The sequence below is a fragment of the Aliiruegeria lutimaris genome, from assembly GCF_900099935.1.
In the GTDB taxonomy this organism is placed as follows: Bacteria; Pseudomonadota; Alphaproteobacteria; order Rhodobacterales; family Rhodobacteraceae; genus Tropicimonas; species Tropicimonas lutimaris.
In genome coordinates, this window is record NZ_FNEK01000011.1 from 60,377 (window position 1) to 79,103 (window position 18,727).

Consider the following 18,727-nt stretch of genomic DNA (forward strand, 5'->3'; position numbering starts at 1 on the left):
TCGTCAGCGCAGGATTCGGAAGAGGCTCACGCCCGCGTCGGTCAGATCCGCCAGCCGCGCCAGTGCATGTTCCCGCGCAAGGACCGGCCCGACCGAATCATTTGCTTCCAGGTTGTTGAGCAGTCGCGACAGGCGGCGGCGGTGAATGCCAAGATGCACCTGGATCGGATCGGCGACGATGCCGGCGAAGGTCGTCACCAGCGAGGCGATTGCCGCGAGGCTCACCCCGACGGTGATCACGTAGGTTATGGAGCGTTCCGGCGGAAAGACCCCGTACCACAGGTTTCCGAGACCCTGTCCGAGCGGGAAATGTGCGATTGCCGAGCTTTGTGTCATGTAGTCGGACACGAACGGGGTCAGCGAGACGACGCCCGGAGTCGGGTTCCGGAACATGAAATAGCCAAGCGCCAGCACCACAAACGTGGTGAAGATCTCGGAGACCGAGGTCCGGACGCTGGTATAGTCCCGCAGCAACCGCCTCTGGCGGTCGTTCATCGGCGTATTGGGTGGCCAAAGCTCCGTTTCGACCCGCTGCTCGACGGCACGCGCGACGGCCGAGTGAAGGAAGATCGGTTGCCGCAGGATCCACTGGCTGCCGCGGTGAAGGCGGAGAACGGACAGAAAAAGCGCGGCAAGGCGGGACAGAAGGAATATCGGCGCGAGCATCACGTTGAGCGGCGCAAAGAGCAAGTCCCAGCCGAGCGCGCTTCGGTGCAGCCGAAACGTTCCGGCAATGCCGAAATGTTTCCGGACAAAACCGTTCACTTTCTCATGGTCGCCGTCGTCTTGCATCTCGTCCTAACCTGTCCGGAGAACTCGCCCGCTCATCGCCCGGGTGTAGCGCGCCAAGGTGGCCTCGCTGCGAAGATCGGCAACCCATGTTGCCGACCGGCGAGCCCTGAACAAAGCGGCCTCTGCTGATCGACTAACTTAATGGCGATGCCCCCGCCATCCAACCTCTTTCGCCGGATATTGTCTTTGACGAAATGTCCGCCAATTCCCAAATCCACGTCTGTTCCTGTGCTCTGCTTGGCCGGACCCTTGCGCAAATGGCGCCTTGTCCCGACACCCAGTGTGGAGTGGATCCTGAGACGGGATGCTTCGGACAGCCCTTCAGACGCCGACCGAGGCGTCCTGCACGTGGCTACCACCGAGGCGGCAGCTTCAGCGGTCCGCGGTTTGCCGGTTTTTGTGATCCGATTGTCCGCCTGATCCGTATGTGATTGCGAACAGGAGGACACGGGATGTTTCGTATCATGTTGCTCACATTTCTGATCGGGTTCGGCCATCAGGTGAACGCGGGTGCCGTGTCTGGAGAGTTCCCTTCCATCGACGGCGGAACCATTTCGCTCGAGGAGTGGCGCGGTGGGCCGGTTCTCGTTGTCAACACGGCCTCTCGCTGTGGCTTCACCCATCAATATGACGATCTCCAGGCGCTCTATGATCGTTACCGGAAGCGCGGTTTCCAGCTGCTCGCGGTCCCTTCGAACGACTTCAAGCAGGAACTCGCGACCGCCGAGGAGGTCAAGGATTTCTGCGCGGTGAATTTCGACCTCGACCTACCGATGACCGAAATAACCCATGTGCGGGGCGCGAATGGGCACCCATTCTACAAGCAAGTCCGCGAGGCGACCGGATTTGTTCCACGGTGGAATTTCAACAAGATTCTGATCGGTCCCGATGGGGAAGTCGTGAAAACGTGGCGCTCGCGGGTGAACCCGTTGTCGGACCAGATCACCGGCGAGATCGAGGCTCTGTTGCAGTGACCGACGGCAAAAGAATCGCAATAACAACGCGGGTCGGCGTCCGGCAAAACGGGCGAAAGCGTCCGTTCAGCCTAGGCGAAAGGCCACGAAATCGGGCAAGAACTGAAGCCCGCGAATGATCCACGAAAACGGGGCCGGAAAGTCGGTGCGAAAACGTCGGGATTTCATGGCGCGCACCACGTGTCCGGCGGCCTGATCGGGCGACATCAGCATCGGCATCCGAAACGTGTTCTTTTCCGTCAACCGCGTGCGGATGAAGCCCGGATTGACGAGGCGGACAGTGACCCCACTTCTTTTCAGGTCATAGCGCATCGTCTCCGCGAGGCTGATCAATGCCGCCTTGCTGGCGCCATAACCCACCGCCGCGGGAAGCCCGCGATATCCGGCAAGCGACCCCACGAGGGTGATGTCCCCCGAACCCTGCTTGACGAATCCCGGCACGACCTCGCCAAGCATCCTTAGGGCGCCGAGATAGTTGACGTCGCACATGTTCAGCGCCTGATCCGTGTTCCAGTCGCCTGTCCGCATAGGGTCATAGGCGCCCGCATTGTATATAACGCCGTCGAGTGGCCCGACGGCTTCGGCGGAACGTCTCACAGAGTCTGAATCCGTCACATCCATTGCAACTGCGCGGGCGTTGGGAAGCTCGGCCACCAACGCCTCCAGCCGCGCAGCGTTTCGGGAGGAAACGACCAACGTGGCGCCTTCCTGTGCCAACTGCCGTGCAAGGGCGCGGCCCAGTCCTTCACTGGCGCCAACGAGCCAGTAGGTCTTTCCCTGAAATGTCATGCCTCGTTCTCCGACAGGGCATGACCATTGGAGACAAGCGTCTCTGGCGGCGGCTGCCGTTTCAGGAAGGGCGCGCGTTTCAGATAGAGGATCAACGCCTGCCAATGGATCAGCGCCAGTACACGCGCGGCACCGAAGGGCCGGCGCAGGGCGGACCAGGCCAGCGAATTGTTCGTCGCCGGGCGGCGGTTGCCCTTCAGCGTGGCGATCACTCCCTCGCGCCCGTTTTCATAAGTGATGCGGATATCCACCGAGCTGTCGGTCAGTCCGAAATTGAAATGGTACTCCCCGGCAATCTTCTGAAAGGGCGAGACATGCATCAGTTTCGTGGCTGTCAGCCTGTCCGTTCGTAGGATCGGACGAAAATCGTCATGGGCGCAGACGTAGCAGTGGCGCTGGCCGAAAGTGCTGTTGACCTCTGCCACGAAGGCGCAGGGCTGGTCGTCGCGCAATGCGATCCAGAAGCTCACGGGGTTGAATTGGAACCAGAGAAAGCTCGGCTGGGTCAGCAGCACAAGTCGAGCCCCCTCGAGAGGGAAGCCGCGCGCTGCAAGTATGTCCCTGAACCAATCGACGCCCCGACCGTGGCCGCGCGGCCCGCCGTGGTCACGGTCGGAAATATGCCAGAGGTTGAAGCGGTTGAACGACAGCAGTCCGGGCCCGTCCGCCGCAGGCAGATCGGCAAGCACGAAATCCACGCCATACTGAAAGGCGTTCTTCAGTTGCCCGCGTCGGGCGTGGAATGTCTGTCCGGCGATATGATCGATCATGTTTCCATTACGCAGGATGCCGGCCAGCGGATCGATCTTTTTTCGAAATCCGTAACGGGCAAGCCTTTTCCGGCCCTGTGGCACCGATGTCCGGGAGATTTCGCAAGAGAATTATTGATCCGATGCAACGCACCCTCCGTAATGCCTCGAAACACTGCTTGAGGGTCTCATGTTCGATTGCCAGCCAAATCCACGGAAAAGGATCGCCATCGTCGGCGGTGGAATCTCGGGCCTTTCGGCGGCCTATTACCTCTCACCGCACCACGATGTGATCCTCTTCGAGGCGGGCAGCCGGTTGGGCGGGCATGCTCGCACCGTCACCGCCGGGCTTCGTGGCGATCAACCGGTCGATACCGGCTTCATCGTGTTCAATTACGCGACCTATCCCAACCTGACCCGGCTGTTTAACGACCTCGACGTGCCCGTGATGCGCAGCGACATGAGCTTTGGCGCGAGTATCGATGGCGGCCGGATCGAATACGGCCTCGGTAGCCTGAACGGGCTGCTCGCGCAGCGCAGCAACCTGATGCGGCCGCAGTTCCATGGTATGGTGGCCGACATTATTCGGTTCGGAAAACGTGCCGAGGCGGCCGCGCGTGATGACAGCGTGTCTATCGGCGAGCTGGTCGAGGAACTGAAGCTGGGCCGCTGGTTCCGCGACTATTACCTGATGCCGATGTGCGGCGCGATCTGGTCGACCTCGGTCGATGAGGTCGACCGTTTCCCCGCGCGGTCGCTCGTGCGCTTCTTCCGCAACCATGCGCTGCTGGCGGGCTCCGGCAAGCACCAGTGGTGGACGGTTAAGGGCGGCAGCGTCGAATACGTGCGTCGTTTGCGGGACTCCCTCATGGTGCGCGGCGTCTCGATCCACCTGAATGCGCCTGCCATCGGCCTCAAGCGCGATGCCTCAGGGGCAACGTTGCGCATCGCTGGGGGACATGAGGCGTCTTTCGACGAAGTGATCCTTGCCTGTCATTCGGATCAGGCGCTGGCGATCCTCGGCGCTGACGCGCGACCGGCAGAACGCGTCCATCTCGGCGCGATCCGTTACCAGACCAACAGCGCGGTCCTGCACCGGGACCCGGCCCAGATGCCGAAGCGGCGCGCATGCTGGTCGAGCTGGGCCTATCGCTCGCAGGACGGGGCGATCGGCGTGACCTACTGGATGAACCGCCTGCAGAACATTCCCGAGAGCGATCCGCTTTTCGTCACCCTGAATCCGTCTTCGGAGATTCCCGATGACCTGGTGTATGATCGCAAGGACTTCGCCCACCCGGTCTTTGATGGTCCGGCGCTGAAGGCGCAGAGCGGATTGCAGGCGATCCAGGGAGAAAATCACACCTGGTTTGCCGGTGCCTATAACCGCCACGGCTTCCACGAAGATGGCATCGCCAGCGCGTTGCGTATCACGCGCAGGCTCACCCCGACACAGACAGAGGATTCACGCAATGAACCTGACTTCGAAAGCACTGAAGACCGAATTCCTGTCGACCTGTGAACGGTTGAGCGAAGGACGTCTGACCATCCGCACGCCCGACGGCGAGACCTATCACTTCGGCAGCCACGGCGCCGAGGCGGAAATGGAGATCCGCGACTGGTCGGCCGTGGCCGCCATCGCCGCGCACGGGCAGGTCGGGCTCGGAGAGGCCTATGTGCAGGGATTGTGGGACACGCCCTCGGTCGAGGGCCTTGTCACACTGGCCATGCGCAACCGGGAAGAAATGGGTGCTTACGATCATGCGGGCGCGTTTAGCCGGCTGAAGTTTCGCCTTGTCGATACGGTCCTGCGGGCCAATTCCCGGCGCGGTGCCCGCCGCAACATTCGCGCGCACTACGACGTTGGCAACGAGTTTTACCAGCTCTGGCTGGACGAGGGCATGACCTATTCCTCGGCGTTGTTCGACAACGGCGCCAACAGTCTGGCCGAGGGCCAGTTGCGCAAGAACGCGCGCGCGCTTTCGCGTCTTTCGGAGGGTTCCCGGGTTCTGGAAATCGGCTGTGGCTGGGGCGGGTTCGCCGAACAGGCCGCCGAATCCGGTCGGGACGTGTCCGCGGTTACCATTTCGCGCAGCCAGCAAAGCTATGCAGAGGCGCGGCTGGATGGGCGCGCGGACATCCAGCTTCGGGACTATCGCGATATCAAGGGGCGGTATGACAACATCGTCTCAATCGAAATGATCGAAGCGGTCGGTGAACGCTACTGGCCGAGCTATTTCGGCACTATCCAGCGCAGCCTCACCGAAGGCGGGCGGGCGCTGGTGCAGGCGATCACCGTGCCGGACGCGTTCTTCGAGACCTATCGCAACTCGTCGGACTTCATCCGGCAATACGTTTTCCCGGGTGGCATGCTGCTGTCGGACCGCGTTATCGCGGAGCAAGCGAGCGCGGCCGGGCTGGCGGTTCAGAACAGCTTTGCTTTCGGCCATGACTATGCCCGGACCTGCCGGATCTGGGCCGATCGCCTGGCCCGGCAGAAGCGCCGGATCATCGCGCTCGGCCATGACGAGCCCTTCTTCCGCAACTGGCAGTATTACCTCGAGATCTGCGCCGCGTCCTTCGCGGTCGGGCACACCAATGTCGTGCAGGTGGAACTGGCCCATGCGTCGTAGGGTTCTGTTGCTGGCCGCGCTGCTTGCCGCGAGTGTTGCATCGGTCTCTTCGGCGGATGCAGCGTTTTCGGGGGCCAGCGAACGTGGCAGCGCCGTCTATCGTCACCTCGGGTTCCCGGTCTACGAGGCGCGGCTCTTCACCAAGGGCGGCGCGCCTCTCGACTGGAACCGGGATTTCGGGCTGGAGCTGCGTTACCTGCGCAACTTCACCCAATACGACCTCGTGGAGAGCACGATGCGCGAGTTGAACCGCACGGGCGCCCCCTTGCCAGTGCGTTCCCAGCTCGAAACCTGCTTCTCCGACGTGCGCAAGGGCGATCGCTACCTCGCTGTGACGGACGGGCCAGACCGGATCTCCTTCCGGCTGAACGGCACTCGAACATGCACCTTGTCGCATCCGCAGATCACCAACCGCTTCATGGGGATCTTCCTTGGCGAGAACAGCCGTTCCGCCAGCTTCACCCGGAAATTGCTTGGACAATGAGCGAGCTCGCGCAGGCAGAACCGGTGCAGTCCACGCAGATTTATCCGCGCGTGAGCCTCTATGCGCTGATGCTCGCGGCGGCGGGGATTCCGCTCTACATCCACCTGCCGCGCTTCGCCTCCGTTCACCTCGATATCGGCCTGGCGGCGATCGGAACCCTGCTACTCGCAATCCGCCTCGTGGATCTCGTGCAGGATCCGGCGCTCGGCTGGGCGATTGACCGCTGGCCGAATGCGCAACCGCTCTTTGCGATGCTGGCCGCAGCCGGGTTGGCGATTGGCTTTCCGCTCCTGTTCCTGTTGGAGCCCGGCGCCCATGTGCTCTGGCAATTGATTGCGGTGCTGCTGCTGCTCTTCTCGGCCTACAGCCTCGGGATGATACTGCTCTATGGCCGCAGTTCCACGCTTGCCGCCAGTCCGGAGCCGCGCGCGCTGTTGACGCTCGCGGGATGGCGCGAAGCGGGCATGCTGGCCGGTGTCGTGCTTGCCGCGATGGCGCCGGCGCTGCTGGCAGGCCCGGGCGATGAGCTTACGGGCTACCGCGCTTTTGGCCTGATGCTTGGCGGCATAGCCTGCATCGTCGCCGCGGCAACCCTGCCGATGTGGCGCCGCCCTGTACGCCCAAGCTCGCAATTGACGATATCGGGGTTGCGCCAAGCGGGTGCGCTGCGCCTGCTGGCCCTTGCGCTGGTCAACAGCCTGCCCGTCGCGATCACCTCGACGCTGTTCCTGTTCTTCGTGGAAGACAGGCTCGCGCTCTCCGGCATGGCCGGGCCCTTCCTGATCCTGTTCTTCGTCTGTGCCGGGCTGAGCGTGCCGGGCTGGGCGCGGCTGACCAACCGCATCGGCCCCCGCGCAGTGTTGCTGATTGCCATGCCGCTTGCGATTTTGGGTTTTGTCGGCGCCGCTTTCCTCGGCCCGGGACAGGGCACCGCTTTCGCCGCGATCTGCATCGTTTCCGGTGCGGCGCTTGGCGCGGATATGGTGGTCCTGCCGGCGATGTTCTCAATCGCGTTGACCCGCTCCGGGCTCAATGCTTCCGCCGCCTTCGGCATCTGGTCCTTTGCCGGAAAGCTGGGGCTGGCGCTTGCCGCCTTTCTTGTCTTTCCCGCCCTGCAATCCAGCGGTTTCACCCCCGGGCAGGAGAACGCGCCCGACGCCCTGCGCGCCCTGACCATCGCCTATGCGATCATCCCCTGCCTGCTGAAATTACTCGCCATGGCCTTCGTCCTGGCGCTTCCAACCGAGGAGCCATCCCGATGAAGATGACCATCCTGCTGATAATAGTCGTTGGTGTGTTCACCATCATGTCCGCGCGCTCGCTGTTGCTGAGCTTTCGCGCCCAGCGACCGGCCGACTATGCCGCCACAACTCCGGCTTTCGATCTGAAGAAACACCTGGGCGGCCCGATCTTGTCAGAGGGGCTGATCTATGGACCCAACGGCCGGATGACCAACAGCTTCGTTGCGCAGATGCATGGCGAATGGGAAGGCAACACCGGCACGTTGAGCGAGGACTTCACCTATTCCAACGGCAAGCGCATGCAGCGAAAGTGGTTCCTCACGCTCGGCCCCGGCAATGCGTTCACCGCAACCGCCGATGATATCGAGGGAATGGCGACCGGGGAGATCTCGGGCTCCACTGTGATGATGCGCTACCGCATTCGCCTGCCAGAGGACGCGGGCGGACACGTGCTGAACGTGACCGACTGGCTCTATCTCACCGAGGGTGGCGTGATCATGAACCGCTCGGAGATGCGCAAGTTCGGCATCAAAGTGGCCGAACTGATCGCCACGATGCGGCCCGACCCTGCCGAGGCCCAGCAATCCATCGCAGCGCAATAGCTCCAGTGAAATGGGACATATCATGATCAGAATACTCATCACCTTTGCGCTGCTCCTGACCCTTGCCGCCTGTTCCGGGCGGCCCGGTCCGAAGGATGCCGTGCTCTCGGACAGGCAACTCAACCTCGAGGAATTCTTCGAGGGCCGGACCATTGCCCATGGCCAGTTCCAGGACCGGTTTGGCACCGTTCAGCGGCGGTTCGTCGTCGAGATAGAGGGCACCTGGGATGGCAGCAATCTGCGGCTGGTCGAAGATTTCACCTATGACGACGGCGAGACGGAGCAGCGGATCTGGACGCTGAAAAAGACCGGCGAGGACAGCTGGACCGGAACGGCGCCCGGCGTGCTGGGCGAAGCCAAGGGCGTCGAACGCGGCGACAGCTTCAACTGGGCCTACCGCATCGACCTGCCGGGACGCAAAGGCACCATGCGGGTCGATTTTGACGACTGGATGTGGCTGATGACGGATGATCGCCTTCTCAACCGGGCCTATGTCTCGCGCTTTGGCGTCACTCTCGGCGAGGCGATCATCATGTTCGAGAAGCTGTGAGCGGCCGTCCTAATACGCCGAACAAACGGAATACGGTTTCCCGAGAGTGGCTCCGTACATGGCGGATCGATTTTCAAAACTTTATTGATCCGCTCTCGCCAATCGAACGTAGCTAGACCATGCTGTCCGAAGTCCTTGATATCCACGATACGCCTGCCCATTACTTCTCAAGGGCCGAGGGGAGCGTGAAATTGGTTTCGGAACCAGAGATGGACATGTCGCCGGAGACAACGTGGATGCTTGCCGTGCGCGACAAGCGCTGCCGCGAGTCGTTCGGCGCGCTGTTCGATCACTTCGCACCAAGGCTCAAGGGGTTCATCATGCGGTCGGGAACGACAGCGGATCAGGCAGAGGAAATCGTGCAGGACGTCATGTTGACGGTCTGGCGCAAGGCGTCCCATTTCGATCCGCACAGGGCTCAGGTTTCTGCCTGGATCTACCAGATAGCCCGCAATCGCCACATCGACATCATGCGCAAGGAACGGCGCCCTGTTCCGGAGGCTCTGAAGGAAGAGCCGAACACGGAACCGGATGCAGGCCAGATACTGGCGCTTGAACAGGAAACACGGGTACTGAAATTGGCTATCTCACGCCTCAGCGAGGATCAGCGGGACTTGATCGAAAAAGCCTATCTGGGCGAGCTATCCCACACGGAGATCCAAGAGCAAACGGGCCTGCCGCTCGGAACCGTGAAGTCGCGGATCCGGCTCGGGCTGGAACGGCTGCGGCACGAATTGCGGGAGCTGCGATAAGATGACATCGATACATCACCATATCCCCGACCATCTCCTGCTGGCCTTTGCTTCGGGAAACCTCTCGCATCCCCTGGCGGCCGCTGTCGCCAGCCATGTCTCGATGTGCCTGGAATGCCGCGCGGCTCTCGAAGCGCATCAGGCGATCGGTGGCGAGTTGATCGAGGCCAGCCCGGATACCGCGTTGTCTCGGGACATGAAATCGAGCGTGCTTGCGCAGCTGGACCTGCCGGAAGCGCCGGTGCCGGAATATCGCCGGTCCGGGATCTACCCCGCGCCCGTGATGGAAGCTCTCAAGGGCCGCCAACCGAGATGGAAGAAGCTCGGTGCCGGCGTTCGTCAGTGCATCCTGTCGCACGGAGTCGAGGGCTCCGTCAGGCTTCTCCACATCCCCCCGGGAATGGCGGTGCCAGACCATGGGCATAGCGGCCTTGAAATGACCCTTGTCCTGCAGGGCAGCTTCAGCGACGAGACCGGTCATTTCGGGGTCGGTGATATCGAGATTGCCGATGACGATCTCGAACACACGCCCGTTGCCGATCAGGGCACCCCCTGTATCTGCCTCGCGGCGACGGAAGCGCCGCTGCGGTTCAATGCGTTTTTGCCCCGTCTGCTGCAGCCGATATTCCGAATCTGACAGCCAGACTGCGGATCGGATCCGGTGCCAGGCATTGGCGTGCCGCGTATGGGCCATGACAATCGGTATTTTCGTACGGGCATGACCGGGAAAGGGCTGTGACCCGCTCCCCCGAAAGTCCGCTTTTGACAGAGCGGTCGTCTACTTGCTGTGCTACGCAACGCGCCCCTGGCGGTTATCAGAGTTCCTGCGCTTTGATCGCGCGCATGGGCCGTCGAAGCAGTTGGCTGGGGAGATTTCGAAGATGAAAAGATGGTTTGACGGCCGTCATTGCCCTCGTCAGCGCGACAAGTCATACTGATTTCCGAAGTTATTCGCGGGAGTGCTTGAATGGCTTACAAGAAGCTCCTTTTCCATTCTGCTGCTCGGGAAAAGTTGCTGAGAGGCACACAATCCCTGGCGGACGCAGTCAGGGTCACACTCGGGCCGCGGTCGAAATCGGTTCTCATCCAGAAGAGTTTCGGGGCCCCCATCGTCTGCGACGACGGGGTTACGATAGCCAGGGAGTTCCGTCTCCGGGAGCCGGAAGAGGACATGGGCGCCCAGCTCCTGCGGCAGGCCGCCGAGCGTACCGGTGACGCTGTTGGGGACGGGACGACGACATCGACGATCCTCGCGAACGCGCTTTTCTCCGAGGGCCTTCGGAACATTGCCGCCGGCGCTTCCGGGGTCGATCTGAGGCGTGGCCTCGAAGACGGCCTTGCCGGCGCGCTGGCGGCGATTCAGGAACTGTCGCAACCGGTGAAGTCGGTGCAGGAAAAGAGACAGGTCGCCACCATTTCCGCGCACGGCGATGCCGCGGTGGGAGACCTGGTCGCCGAGGCGATCGAGAAAGTCGGTGACGACGGCGCCATCATGGTCGAGGAATCCCGCACCACCGAAACCGTTCTCGAAGTGGTCGAGGGGCTGCAATTCGATCGCGGCTTCATCTCGCCCTATTTCGTGACCGACCCCGAGTCCCTGACGGCGCGGCTCGAACAGCCGGCGATCCTGTTGCACGAGAAGAAACTCAGCGGGCTGAGACCGCTGATACCGCTTCTCGAGGCCGTGATGCAGGCCGGCCGCCCGCTTCTGATCGTCGCCGAGGATCTGGACGAAGAAGCGCTGGCAACCCTGGTGGTCAACAAGCTTCGCGGCACGCTCAAGGTGGTCGCGGTCAAGGCGCCGGGTTTCGGTGACCGCCGACGTGCGATGCTTCAGGACATCGCGGTGCTGACCGGATGCCAGGTCGTCTCTCCCGATCTCGGGCTGGATATCGAGAAGGTCACGATCGAGCAGCTGGGCGGTGCGACCTCCGTCACCGTCGACCGCGAGAAGACGACGATCGTCGGGGGAGAAGGCAACCGCACCGAAATCGAGGCGCGCATCGCGCAAATCCGCCATCAGGTCGAGGAAAGCACGAGCGACTATGACCGTGAGAAACTGCGCGAGCGGTTGGCCAAGTTGTCCGGTGGGGTGGCCCTGATCCGGGCCGGTGCCGCGACCGAGGCCGAGCTCAAATCGCGCAAGGAGGCGCTGGACGACGCGATCAGCGCGACCAAGGCGGCCGTCGAGGAGGGCGTCGTTCCCGGAGGTGGACTTGCGCTGGTGCGGGCCATGGATGCGGTGGAGGCCGTCGCGAAAGGCCTCGATGGCGACAGGCGAACCGGCGTGCTGTGCATGGTCCGGGCTCTCGCCGCGCCCGCGCGGCAAATTGCCGAGAACTCGGCGATGGATGGCGGGGTCGTTCTGGCCGAGATGCGGAAGGGCACGGGCGCGTGGGGCTTCGATGCCTCGCGCAACATATTTGCCGACCTTCTGGAGGTGGGGATCATCGACCCGACGAAGGTCGTTCGCATCGCGCTCGAGAACGCCGTCTCCGTGGCGGGGACGCTGCTTCTGACGGAAGCCACGATGGCCGAGGTCACCGAGGAGGCAGATAAGCCTCTCCACCGGCCCGTCGACGATTTCGTCTGACACTGAGTATCTGGCGTCGGTGCCACCGGCGAGGAATGCCAGGGTCGTTGCCCGGCGTCGGGATAATTCGAGCTTGCTCGCCTCGCAGGGCGTGGACGGGTTTCGTCTGTGGGCCTGTGGGAATGCGGCAGGTTGAATGTCTCGATGTTGATGGGTCAAAGGAACTGGAAGCCGTGCTTCGGCTTGTCCACCGCGGCGGAACTCCGCGTACCTGACATTCAAGGTATTTGACGGGCACTCTGAAAAGTCGAGTGCCCGCCCCGCGGTCATGGCATGTGAAGGCGCGGTCAGGCAGCCTTGATCTTGATAACCTTTTCGGAGGCCTTCGCCTCGGCAGATTTCGGCAGCTTGATCGTCAGCACGCCCTTGGCGAAGCTTGCCTCGATCTTGTCGCGGTCAACGTCCCGGGGGATGCGAATCGTGCGCTGGAAGCTGCCCCAGCGGCGCTCGCTGAGGTGGAAGTTCTTTCCTTCCGACTTCTCTTCCTCATGCTTCTCGCCACGGACAGTCAGCATTCCGTTGGAAAGCTTGACCTCGACATTCTCCGCGTCGAGGCCCGGCAGTTCGGCTGTCATCTCGTATCCGCCGTCGGTTTCGCAGAGATCGACGGCCGGAGACAGCGCCACCGCGCTTCTGATCAAGGGCACCGCCAGCGGCCGCCGTGTGAACCAGTCGCGCGGCTCGAAGGTGTCGAACAGACGGTCGATTTCCTCGCGCAAATTCGTGAGCCCTCCCCATGTACCTGTTTCGTGCAGCGCCGGAGCGTCGCTGGCCTCGCGCGTGACGGGGACATCTTTCTTCTTGCTCATTTCCAGACTCCTTGTGCAGCCGGGGTACCGGCCGGATTCTAAAAAATATGGAACCCGGCCGGCGGTTCGCCCTCTGGCAGCCTCAAAATGGAGCGCCGCTCTCGTGGTTGCCTCCTCCCCCTCAAGGCCCTTCGGCAACCAGCGATTCTTCAGAAAGCGCTCCAAAATATCGCCTCTTCCCTGCTTTGGAGCATTGATGGCCGTCAATGCTCCAAAGTTCGCGTCGGGATTGACGATCATCAATGATCGCCTCCCCCGCTTTGGTCACGATTGGTCCAGTTATTACGCGGGAGGACGAAACATCATGGCACATACCGGTCACCCCGCCATCGACGAGGCACCGCAGGTGGTGGCGGAATGGGTGAACCTGCTGTGCGAAGACCTCGAATGGGATGAAAAGCGGCGCGGCTACCTGCTTCTGCACGAGACGCTGCATGCAATCCGCGACTTCCTGACGGTGGATGAAGCGGCCGATCTTGCGGCCCAGCTTCCGTTGATCATTCGTGGAATCTACTACACGGGCTGGAACCCGTCCGCGACACCGATCAAGCCGCGCTCCAAGACTGCGTTTCTCGATCGCGTCTCCCGCCATTTCGACAAGATACCGTTGGAGGATCCGGAACGCGCGGTTGCGGCGGTCTTCGACCTGCTGCGCCGCAAGGTCTCGTTCTCGGAACTTCAACAGGTGAGCCACGCGATGCGCGGTCCGTTGCAGGATCTGTGGACGTGAAGGACACCTAAATGTTGGGGAGCGTCGGGTGCCATTGGGTCTGCCCGTTGCGTCGGACGCCATGCCAGGAGGAGGTAGCAGGCGATGAAGGATGACGCGAACACGGTGATCATGAGTTCTGAGGAGGAAATCGAAAGAACCGTTCCGCTCGATACGGTCTGCTTCATCATTGCAAGGGCGTGGGAATTGCAGGGCAAGACCGCCAGCACGGCCAGCGATGATGATAGTGACGATGACGACGACCCGGAAGTGCTGATCCTGGAAGACAGGGGCAACGATGCCGTCGAGGAAGAACTGACATCGGTGATCTGTGATCTGAGCGAAGAGGCCCAGGCGGATCTCGTGGCCCTGATGTGGCTGGGGCGGGACGGTGGCGATTGGGCGGAGCATCGCGTTCTTGCCGAACAGGAGGCCGGAGCGCCGACGGCCGAATACCTGCTCGGAACACCGCTTCTGGCAGACTACCTCATGGAGGGGTTGAACGCGCTCGATCTGGATTGCACGGACTGGCTGCTCGAAAACGAGTGAAAAATGATGCCCATCAATGAAACGGCGCCGTCCTTCCGTTAGATTGAGATTCTCGAAAAGGGGAGCCGACCCGGAGACGGGAGGCCGATGAAACGTCCTCTGGACGCGGAATGGCCCGACTATGGACCGGCGCAGCGATGGCCCTTGGCGAGCGGGAGCCGTCAGGTTCGGGTGAGCGCCCCGGGGGAGACCTTGGGAGTGGAAACCGGACCGGGCGGCTCTTGGGTTTGGAGCAAGGCTGGTGTGCCGTTTACCCCATGTGCCTTGAACGACTGTTTTCGCCGGGAGACCGCATTCGTACCGCCCGCGAGCGGGTTGCCTGTTCCCGGCGGAAGGAAACGGAAGGCAGGTTGTCCATTTGGTTTCCAAGGCCGAAAGCTGTGTTAAGACGGAACAGCGTGTCGAAGGACGGAGGCCACATTCATGAAAAGGCCGGGTAATCCAGGGAATTTCGGGACGAACCCAGTGGCCGGTCATCCGTTCACTGTTGCCATCGGCAGTTCGGCCGGTGGGCTTGCGGCGCTCAAGTCCCTGTTCGAGGCGCTTCCGCCGGATCTCGGCGGATCATACGTTGTCGTCGCCCATCTTGATCCTGACCACGCCAGCGAACTCGCGTCGATTCTCTCGCGGCATACCCGGATGCCCGTGGTGGAGATGCGCAAGACGCAGAGCCTTCAACGCGACCATGTCTACGTGATTGCACCCAACAGCGAGATCGTCGCCACGGATGGCGGGATCGTTTCCCGCGCTTTCGAGGCCCCCCGAGGGCGGCGCTTGCCGATCGACCGTTTCTTCCGGTCGCTGGCTGAGTTGCATCACAATGATTATGCCATCGTCCTGTCGGGGACCGGGTCGGACGGATCGATTGGTGTCCGCGCCATAAAAGATGCTGGCGGTTTCGTGATGGTACAGGATCCCAGCGAGGCGGAATACCCGCCGATGCCGCGAAACGCCATGGCAACCGGCTGCGCGGATATCGTCCTGCCGGTCAGGGAGCTGGCCGCGAAACTGGTGGAACTTGTGCAGGCCCGGAACCGGCTCGGCGCACAGGATTTCGGGGGAGGCGATCAGGCCGTCAGCGAGGACCGCAACGAGCTGCTGCGTCGAGTCATCGCTGTCCTTCGCGCCCTGACGGGGCATGACTTTTCCAGCTACAAGACTCCGACTGTCGAGCGCCGCGTCGCGCGGCGCATGCAGCTCAACAATCTCGACAGTATGGAAGACTACCTGGAACTGGTGCGTACCAGGAACGACGAGGTCGAGGCGCTGTTCGGCGACCTGTTGATCTCGGTGACGACCTTTTTCCGCGACCCGCCTGCTTTTGAAGCATTGGCCGAGCGGGTGATCCCGGAACTGCTGAAAAAGCCTGTAGAGGATGGGCCGGTGCGCGTCTGGGTTGCGGGTTGCGCCACCGGGGAGGAGGTCTATTCGCTTGTCATCCTGATCCTGGAAGAAGCGGCCAAGCGCGAGACCGTGCCCGACCTTCAGATCTTCGCGACCGATATCGATGCGCCCGCGCTCGATTTCGCCCGCGAGGGGCTGTATCCCTGGGCGATCGAGGCGGACGTGTCCGAAGAGCGCCTTGCGCGCTACTTCCGTCGGGAGGGCGACCACTACCGGATCAAGAAGAACGTTCGCGATCTTGTCATGTTCGCGGATCACAGCATCCTGAAGGACCCGCCGTTCTCGCGGCTCGATCTCGTCTCCTGCCGTAACCTGCTGATCTACCTCGAGCGCGACATCCAGAAACGTGTCCTGGCAACGCTGCATTACGGGTTGAACACGGGCGGCTACCTTTTCCTGGGCTCGGCAGAGACCGCCGATGTGCTGAGCGAACGGTTTTTCGCAGTCGATTCCAAGGCCCGCATCTACTTGGCGCCGGCCCCCGCAAGGAGGACGGCGCCGCTGTTGCAGCGAGAGCTGTCCACGCTCGCTTCTCTCGGCTCGAGCGGAAAGACAATTCCCTCCTACCCGGCGAGTCCGGCGGATGTCGATTTTCACCGTGATGCGCTCGAGGAGTCGGCGCCCCCAAGCCTGTTGGTGGACGCGAACCACAACGTCCTGCACCTATCCGAGACCGTGGGGCGCTTCCTGCGGCTCCCGGGCGGGACGCCGTCCAGCAACGTTCGAAAGATCGTTCTTCCCGAGCTCAAGCTGGATCTTGGCCGTGGCCTGCAGAGGGTCTTTCAGAGCGGCGAGGCGACCATCAGCATGCCGATCCTGGTGAAGATCGACGGAGTGCCTCGGCATGTCGTCCTGCAGGTTCGGCCGGTCAGGCGCGAGGACAAGGTTTCCGGGGCGCTCGTCCTTTTCTGCGAGGGCGCGGTTCAGGACCTGGAACGGGCCACGGGCGCAGAGGCGGGAACCGAAGGGACCCCGGACGGGCTCGTTGCCCGCCTGCAGGAGGAACTGGAGATCGCATACAAGCGCTTGCGGTTGAACCAGGCGGAATTCGAAACGACGAACGAGGCATTGCGGGCGACCAACGAAGAGCTCCAGTCGGTCAACCAGGAATTTCACTCGACCTCGGAGGAACTCGAGACCAGCAAGGAAGAACTGCAATCCATGAACGAGGAATTGCGGGCTCTCAACACGGAACTGAAGGTCAAGGTCGACAGCGTCAGCCAGGCCAATGCCGACTTGAAGAACCTGATCGCCGCGACGGAAGGCGGCACGCTCTTTCTGGACACGCAACTCCGCATCAAGCTGTTCACCGCCGGCGTCGGTGAACTTTTCAACATCACCGCCGGCGATGTCGGCCGGTCGATCACTGATTTCACGCATAACCTCAACTACGATCAGGTCGCGGAAGACGCAGCGACCGTTCTCCGCGACCACGCGCCGAAGGAGCGCGAGGTCACCAACGAACGGGGCGAATGGTTTCTGCTGCGGATGCGGCCCTACCGGACCCTGGAAGACCGGATCGACGGCGTGGTGGTTACCTTCGTGGATCTGACGGAACTGCACAGCATGGAGCGAGCCTATCGGAAGGCAAACGAACGATTCCGCGCGCTTGTGAATGCCACGTCCTATGCCGTCTATCGCATGAGCCCGGACTGGACGGAAATGCGCGAACTCGACGGCCATGGCTTCATGCGCGACATGACGGAACCCAGCAGCAACTGGCTCGACGAGTACATCGATCCCGCGGACCAGCCACGGGTGATCGCGGCGATCCGGCAGGCCATCCAGACGAAGTCTATTTTCGAGCTGGAGCATCGGGTCAAGCGACCAGATGGCACTCTTGGATGGACGCTGTCGCGCGCGGTCCCGATGCTGGACGAAACCGGGGCCATCGTGGAGTGGTTCGGCGCGGCGCGCGACACGACCCTGAAACGCCATACCATCGACGAGTTGGCCCGCAGCCGCCGGATCGAGTCGATCGGACGGCTGGCCGGTGGGGTTGCGCATGATTTCAACAACCTGCTGACAATCATTACCGCCAGTATCGAGCTCGCGCAGATGCGTGTGCAGGATGAGCAGGTCCGCGAGCTTCTCGACCGTGCCGCGAAAGCGGCGGATCTTGGGGCGAGCTTCAACGCGCGGTTGCTGTCTCTCACCGGTGCGGGCGTCCTCGAACCGCAGGAGATGGTTCTCAATGATGTCGTCGAAGACATGTGCAAGCTTCTCTGCCGGGTCCTTGACGAGCGGATCGAACTGGTCTGCGACCTCGCAACGGACCTCTGGCCCGCCTTCGTGGATACCGGCGAGGTCCAGAATGCCCTGCTGAACCTGGTGCTCAACGCCAGGGACGCTATCCATGACAGTGGGATGATTACCATCCGGACCCGCAACGGGACGCTTGATCCCGAGCGCGCCAAGACCCTGGAGGGCATTCTCCCGGGGGACTTCATCTGTCTTGAGGTGGCCGACACGGGCACCGGCATGTCCAAGGAGGTTCTCGAACAGGCCACCGAGGCCTTCTTCTCGACCAAGACCGAGGGAACAGGGGTCGGGCTCGGCCTCTTCAGCGTGCTGGAATTCGTCAAACGGTCCGGCGGGTATGTGGATATCGGAAGCACGCCCGACAGGGGAACCGTTGTTTGCCTCTTCCTGCCAAGGTCGGTTGGTACCCGCTCTGCGGCGATAGGGTCGGTTGAGCCGGAAGCGGCCATGCAGCGCGGAAATGGAGAAGTCATTCTCGTGGTCGAGGACAACGCGGATCTTCGCGACTCGACGCGTCAGCGGCTGGAAGCTCTGGGGTACAAGGTGCAGGAAAAAAGAACTGTCGCCGAAGCCAGAAGACTTCTCGACTCCGGTGCCGGGATCCGGCTGGTCTTCAGCGATGTGATACTGCGCGGAGACGAGACCGGGGTGGACCTCGCGCGATGGGTCAGGTCAACGAAACCGGGGATCGCGGTTCTGCTTTGCTCGAGCTACAGCAAGGAAGTCCGGGATCTCGCGGAAAACGGCTTGCTGGGCGAGCAACGCGTGCTCAGCAAGCCCTACTCTTTGGCCCAGCTGGCCCGCGCCGTCAGCGACGCCTTGCAGTGATGTGGCAACA

The 18,727-nt window shown here is 62.2% G+C and carries 17 protein-coding genes; 13 read left to right on the forward strand and 4 right to left on the reverse strand.

The window, feature by feature from the left end:
* Positions 1-3: 3 nt before the first annotated feature.
* Positions 4-792 carry a DUF6635 family protein gene (locus tag BLR85_RS07305; RefSeq protein ID WP_093152667.1) on the reverse strand — a complete coding sequence of 263 codons (789 nt, stop codon included), beginning with the start codon at positions 790-792 and terminating at the stop codon, positions 4-6.
* A 452-nt stretch (positions 793-1,244) separates the two neighbouring features.
* Here BLR85_RS07305 and BLR85_RS07310 point away from each other — a divergent pair, with 452 nt between their 5' ends.
* The gene (locus BLR85_RS07310; protein ID WP_093152672.1) at positions 1,245-1,766 is read left to right on the forward strand and encodes a glutathione peroxidase; all 522 of its coding nucleotides are present in this window, start codon (positions 1,245-1,247) and stop codon (positions 1,764-1,766) included.
* A 66-nt stretch (positions 1,767-1,832) separates the two neighbouring features.
* Here BLR85_RS07310 and BLR85_RS07315 read toward each other — a convergent pair whose 3' ends face one another.
* Complete coding sequence (locus BLR85_RS07315) at positions 1,833-2,555, reverse strand: SDR family NAD(P)-dependent oxidoreductase (RefSeq protein ID WP_093152681.1); 723 nt, start codon at positions 2,553-2,555, stop codon at positions 1,833-1,835.
* Positions 2,552-3,325: a DUF1365 domain-containing protein gene (locus tag BLR85_RS07320; protein ID WP_093152805.1), complete on the reverse strand. Its 774-nt coding sequence runs from the start codon at positions 3,323-3,325 to the stop codon at positions 2,552-2,554. The genes BLR85_RS07315 and BLR85_RS07320 overlap by 4 nt, the downstream gene beginning before the upstream one ends.
* Positions 3,326-3,494: 169 nt before the next feature.
* Between BLR85_RS07320 and BLR85_RS07325 the strand changes: the two genes are divergently transcribed.
* The 9 genes from BLR85_RS07325 (at position 3,495) to groL (ending at position 12,156) form a co-directional block, all read left to right on the forward strand.
* Complete coding sequence (locus BLR85_RS07325; RefSeq protein WP_093152685.1) at positions 3,495-4,823, forward strand: NAD(P)/FAD-dependent oxidoreductase; 1,329 nt, start codon at positions 3,495-3,497, stop codon at positions 4,821-4,823.
* Positions 4,774-5,934 carry an SAM-dependent methyltransferase gene (locus BLR85_RS07330; RefSeq protein ID WP_093152693.1) on the forward strand — a complete coding sequence of 387 codons (1,161 nt, stop codon included), beginning with the start codon at positions 4,774-4,776 and terminating at the stop codon, positions 5,932-5,934. The genes BLR85_RS07325 and BLR85_RS07330 overlap by 50 nt, the downstream gene beginning before the upstream one ends.
* On the forward strand, positions 5,924-6,418 hold the full coding sequence (locus BLR85_RS07335) for a hypothetical protein (RefSeq protein WP_093152700.1): 495 nt from the start codon (positions 5,924-5,926) through the stop codon (positions 6,416-6,418). Before BLR85_RS07330 ends, BLR85_RS07335 begins: the two co-directional genes overlap by 11 nt.
* Positions 6,415-7,680 (forward strand): MFS transporter, encoded by a 1,266-nt coding sequence (locus BLR85_RS07340; protein WP_093152705.1) that lies wholly within the window; start codon positions 6,415-6,417, stop codon positions 7,678-7,680. Before BLR85_RS07335 ends, BLR85_RS07340 begins: the two co-directional genes overlap by 4 nt.
* A gap of 2 nt (positions 7,681-7,682) precedes the next feature.
* Positions 7,683-8,261: a DUF3833 domain-containing protein gene (locus tag BLR85_RS07345; protein WP_093152810.1), complete on the forward strand. Its 579-nt coding sequence runs from the start codon at positions 7,683-7,685 to the stop codon at positions 8,259-8,261.
* A gap of 22 nt (positions 8,262-8,283) precedes the next feature.
* Positions 8,284-8,811, forward strand: coding sequence for a DUF3833 domain-containing protein (locus BLR85_RS07350; RefSeq protein WP_093152710.1), 528 nt, complete (start codon positions 8,284-8,286; stop codon positions 8,809-8,811).
* 209 nt (positions 8,812-9,020) lie between these two features.
* Positions 9,021-9,563 (forward strand): sigma-70 family RNA polymerase sigma factor, encoded by a 543-nt coding sequence (locus tag BLR85_RS07355; RefSeq protein WP_244520643.1) that lies wholly within the window; start codon positions 9,021-9,023, stop codon positions 9,561-9,563.
* Between the two features lies 1 nt (position 9,564).
* Positions 9,565-10,200 carry a ChrR family anti-sigma-E factor gene (locus BLR85_RS07360; RefSeq protein ID WP_093152714.1) on the forward strand — a complete coding sequence of 212 codons (636 nt, stop codon included), beginning with the start codon at positions 9,565-9,567 and terminating at the stop codon, positions 10,198-10,200.
* 330 nt (positions 10,201-10,530) lie between these two features.
* Positions 10,531-12,156: a chaperonin GroEL gene (gene groL / locus BLR85_RS07365; protein WP_093152718.1), complete on the forward strand. Its 1,626-nt coding sequence runs from the start codon at positions 10,531-10,533 to the stop codon at positions 12,154-12,156.
* A gap of 287 nt (positions 12,157-12,443) precedes the next feature.
* Here the strand turns inward: groL and BLR85_RS07370 are convergent, their stop codons facing one another.
* The gene (locus tag BLR85_RS07370; protein WP_212635031.1) at positions 12,444-13,205 is read right to left on the reverse strand and encodes an Hsp20/alpha crystallin family protein; all 762 of its coding nucleotides are present in this window, start codon (positions 13,203-13,205) and stop codon (positions 12,444-12,446) included.
* Positions 13,206-13,269: 64 nt separating this feature from the next.
* Between BLR85_RS07370 and BLR85_RS07375 the strand changes: the two genes are divergently transcribed.
* The 3 genes from BLR85_RS07375 (at position 13,270) to BLR85_RS07385 (ending at position 18,717) form a co-directional block, all read left to right on the forward strand.
* Positions 13,270-13,695, forward strand: coding sequence for a DUF2267 domain-containing protein (locus BLR85_RS07375; RefSeq protein ID WP_093152721.1), 426 nt, complete (start codon positions 13,270-13,272; stop codon positions 13,693-13,695).
* Positions 13,696-13,779: 84 nt separating this feature from the next.
* Entirely contained in the window at positions 13,780-14,223 is a 444-nt protein-coding gene (locus tag BLR85_RS07380) for a DUF3775 domain-containing protein (protein WP_244520642.1), read from the forward strand.
* A 465-nt stretch (positions 14,224-14,688) separates the two neighbouring features.
* Positions 14,689-18,717, forward strand: a complete 4,029-nt coding sequence (locus BLR85_RS07385) for a chemotaxis protein CheB (RefSeq protein WP_170844475.1) — start codon at positions 14,689-14,691, stop codon at positions 18,715-18,717.
* Positions 18,718-18,727: the final 10 nt, after the last annotated feature.

Bases quoted from the DNA above. Each gene is read 5' to 3' on its own strand.
- BLR85_RS07305 (WP_093152667.1), bottom strand. From the start codon at position 792: ATGCAAGACGACGGCGACCATGAGAAAGTGAACGGTTTTGTCCGGAAA.
- BLR85_RS07310 (WP_093152672.1), top strand. From the start codon at position 1,245: ATGTTTCGTATCATGTTGCTCACATTTCTGATCGGGTTCGGCCATCAG.
- BLR85_RS07315 (WP_093152681.1), bottom strand. From the start codon at position 2,555: ATGACATTTCAGGGAAAGACCTACTGGCTCGTTGGCGCCAGTGAAGGA.
- BLR85_RS07320 (WP_093152805.1), bottom strand. From the start codon at position 3,325: ATGATCGATCATATCGCCGGACAGACATTCCACGCCCGACGCGGGCAA.
- BLR85_RS07325 (WP_093152685.1), top strand. From the start codon at position 3,495: ATGTTCGATTGCCAGCCAAATCCACGGAAAAGGATCGCCATCGTCGGC.
- BLR85_RS07330 (WP_093152693.1), top strand. From the start codon at position 4,774: ATGAACCTGACTTCGAAAGCACTGAAGACCGAATTCCTGTCGACCTGT.
- BLR85_RS07335 (WP_093152700.1), top strand. From the start codon at position 5,924: ATGCGTCGTAGGGTTCTGTTGCTGGCCGCGCTGCTTGCCGCGAGTGTT.
- BLR85_RS07340 (WP_093152705.1), top strand. From the start codon at position 6,415: ATGAGCGAGCTCGCGCAGGCAGAACCGGTGCAGTCCACGCAGATTTAT.
- BLR85_RS07345 (WP_093152810.1), top strand. From the start codon at position 7,683: ATGACCATCCTGCTGATAATAGTCGTTGGTGTGTTCACCATCATGTCC.
- BLR85_RS07350 (WP_093152710.1), top strand. From the start codon at position 8,284: ATGATCAGAATACTCATCACCTTTGCGCTGCTCCTGACCCTTGCCGCC.
- BLR85_RS07355 (WP_244520643.1), top strand. From the start codon at position 9,021: ATGGACATGTCGCCGGAGACAACGTGGATGCTTGCCGTGCGCGACAAG.
- BLR85_RS07360 (WP_093152714.1), top strand. From the start codon at position 9,565: ATGACATCGATACATCACCATATCCCCGACCATCTCCTGCTGGCCTTT.
- groL (WP_093152718.1), top strand. From the start codon at position 10,531: ATGGCTTACAAGAAGCTCCTTTTCCATTCTGCTGCTCGGGAAAAGTTG.
- BLR85_RS07370 (WP_212635031.1), bottom strand. From the start codon at position 13,205: ATGATCGTCAATCCCGACGCGAACTTTGGAGCATTGACGGCCATCAAT.
- BLR85_RS07375 (WP_093152721.1), top strand. From the start codon at position 13,270: ATGGCACATACCGGTCACCCCGCCATCGACGAGGCACCGCAGGTGGTG.
- BLR85_RS07380 (WP_244520642.1), top strand. From the start codon at position 13,780: ATGAAGGATGACGCGAACACGGTGATCATGAGTTCTGAGGAGGAAATC.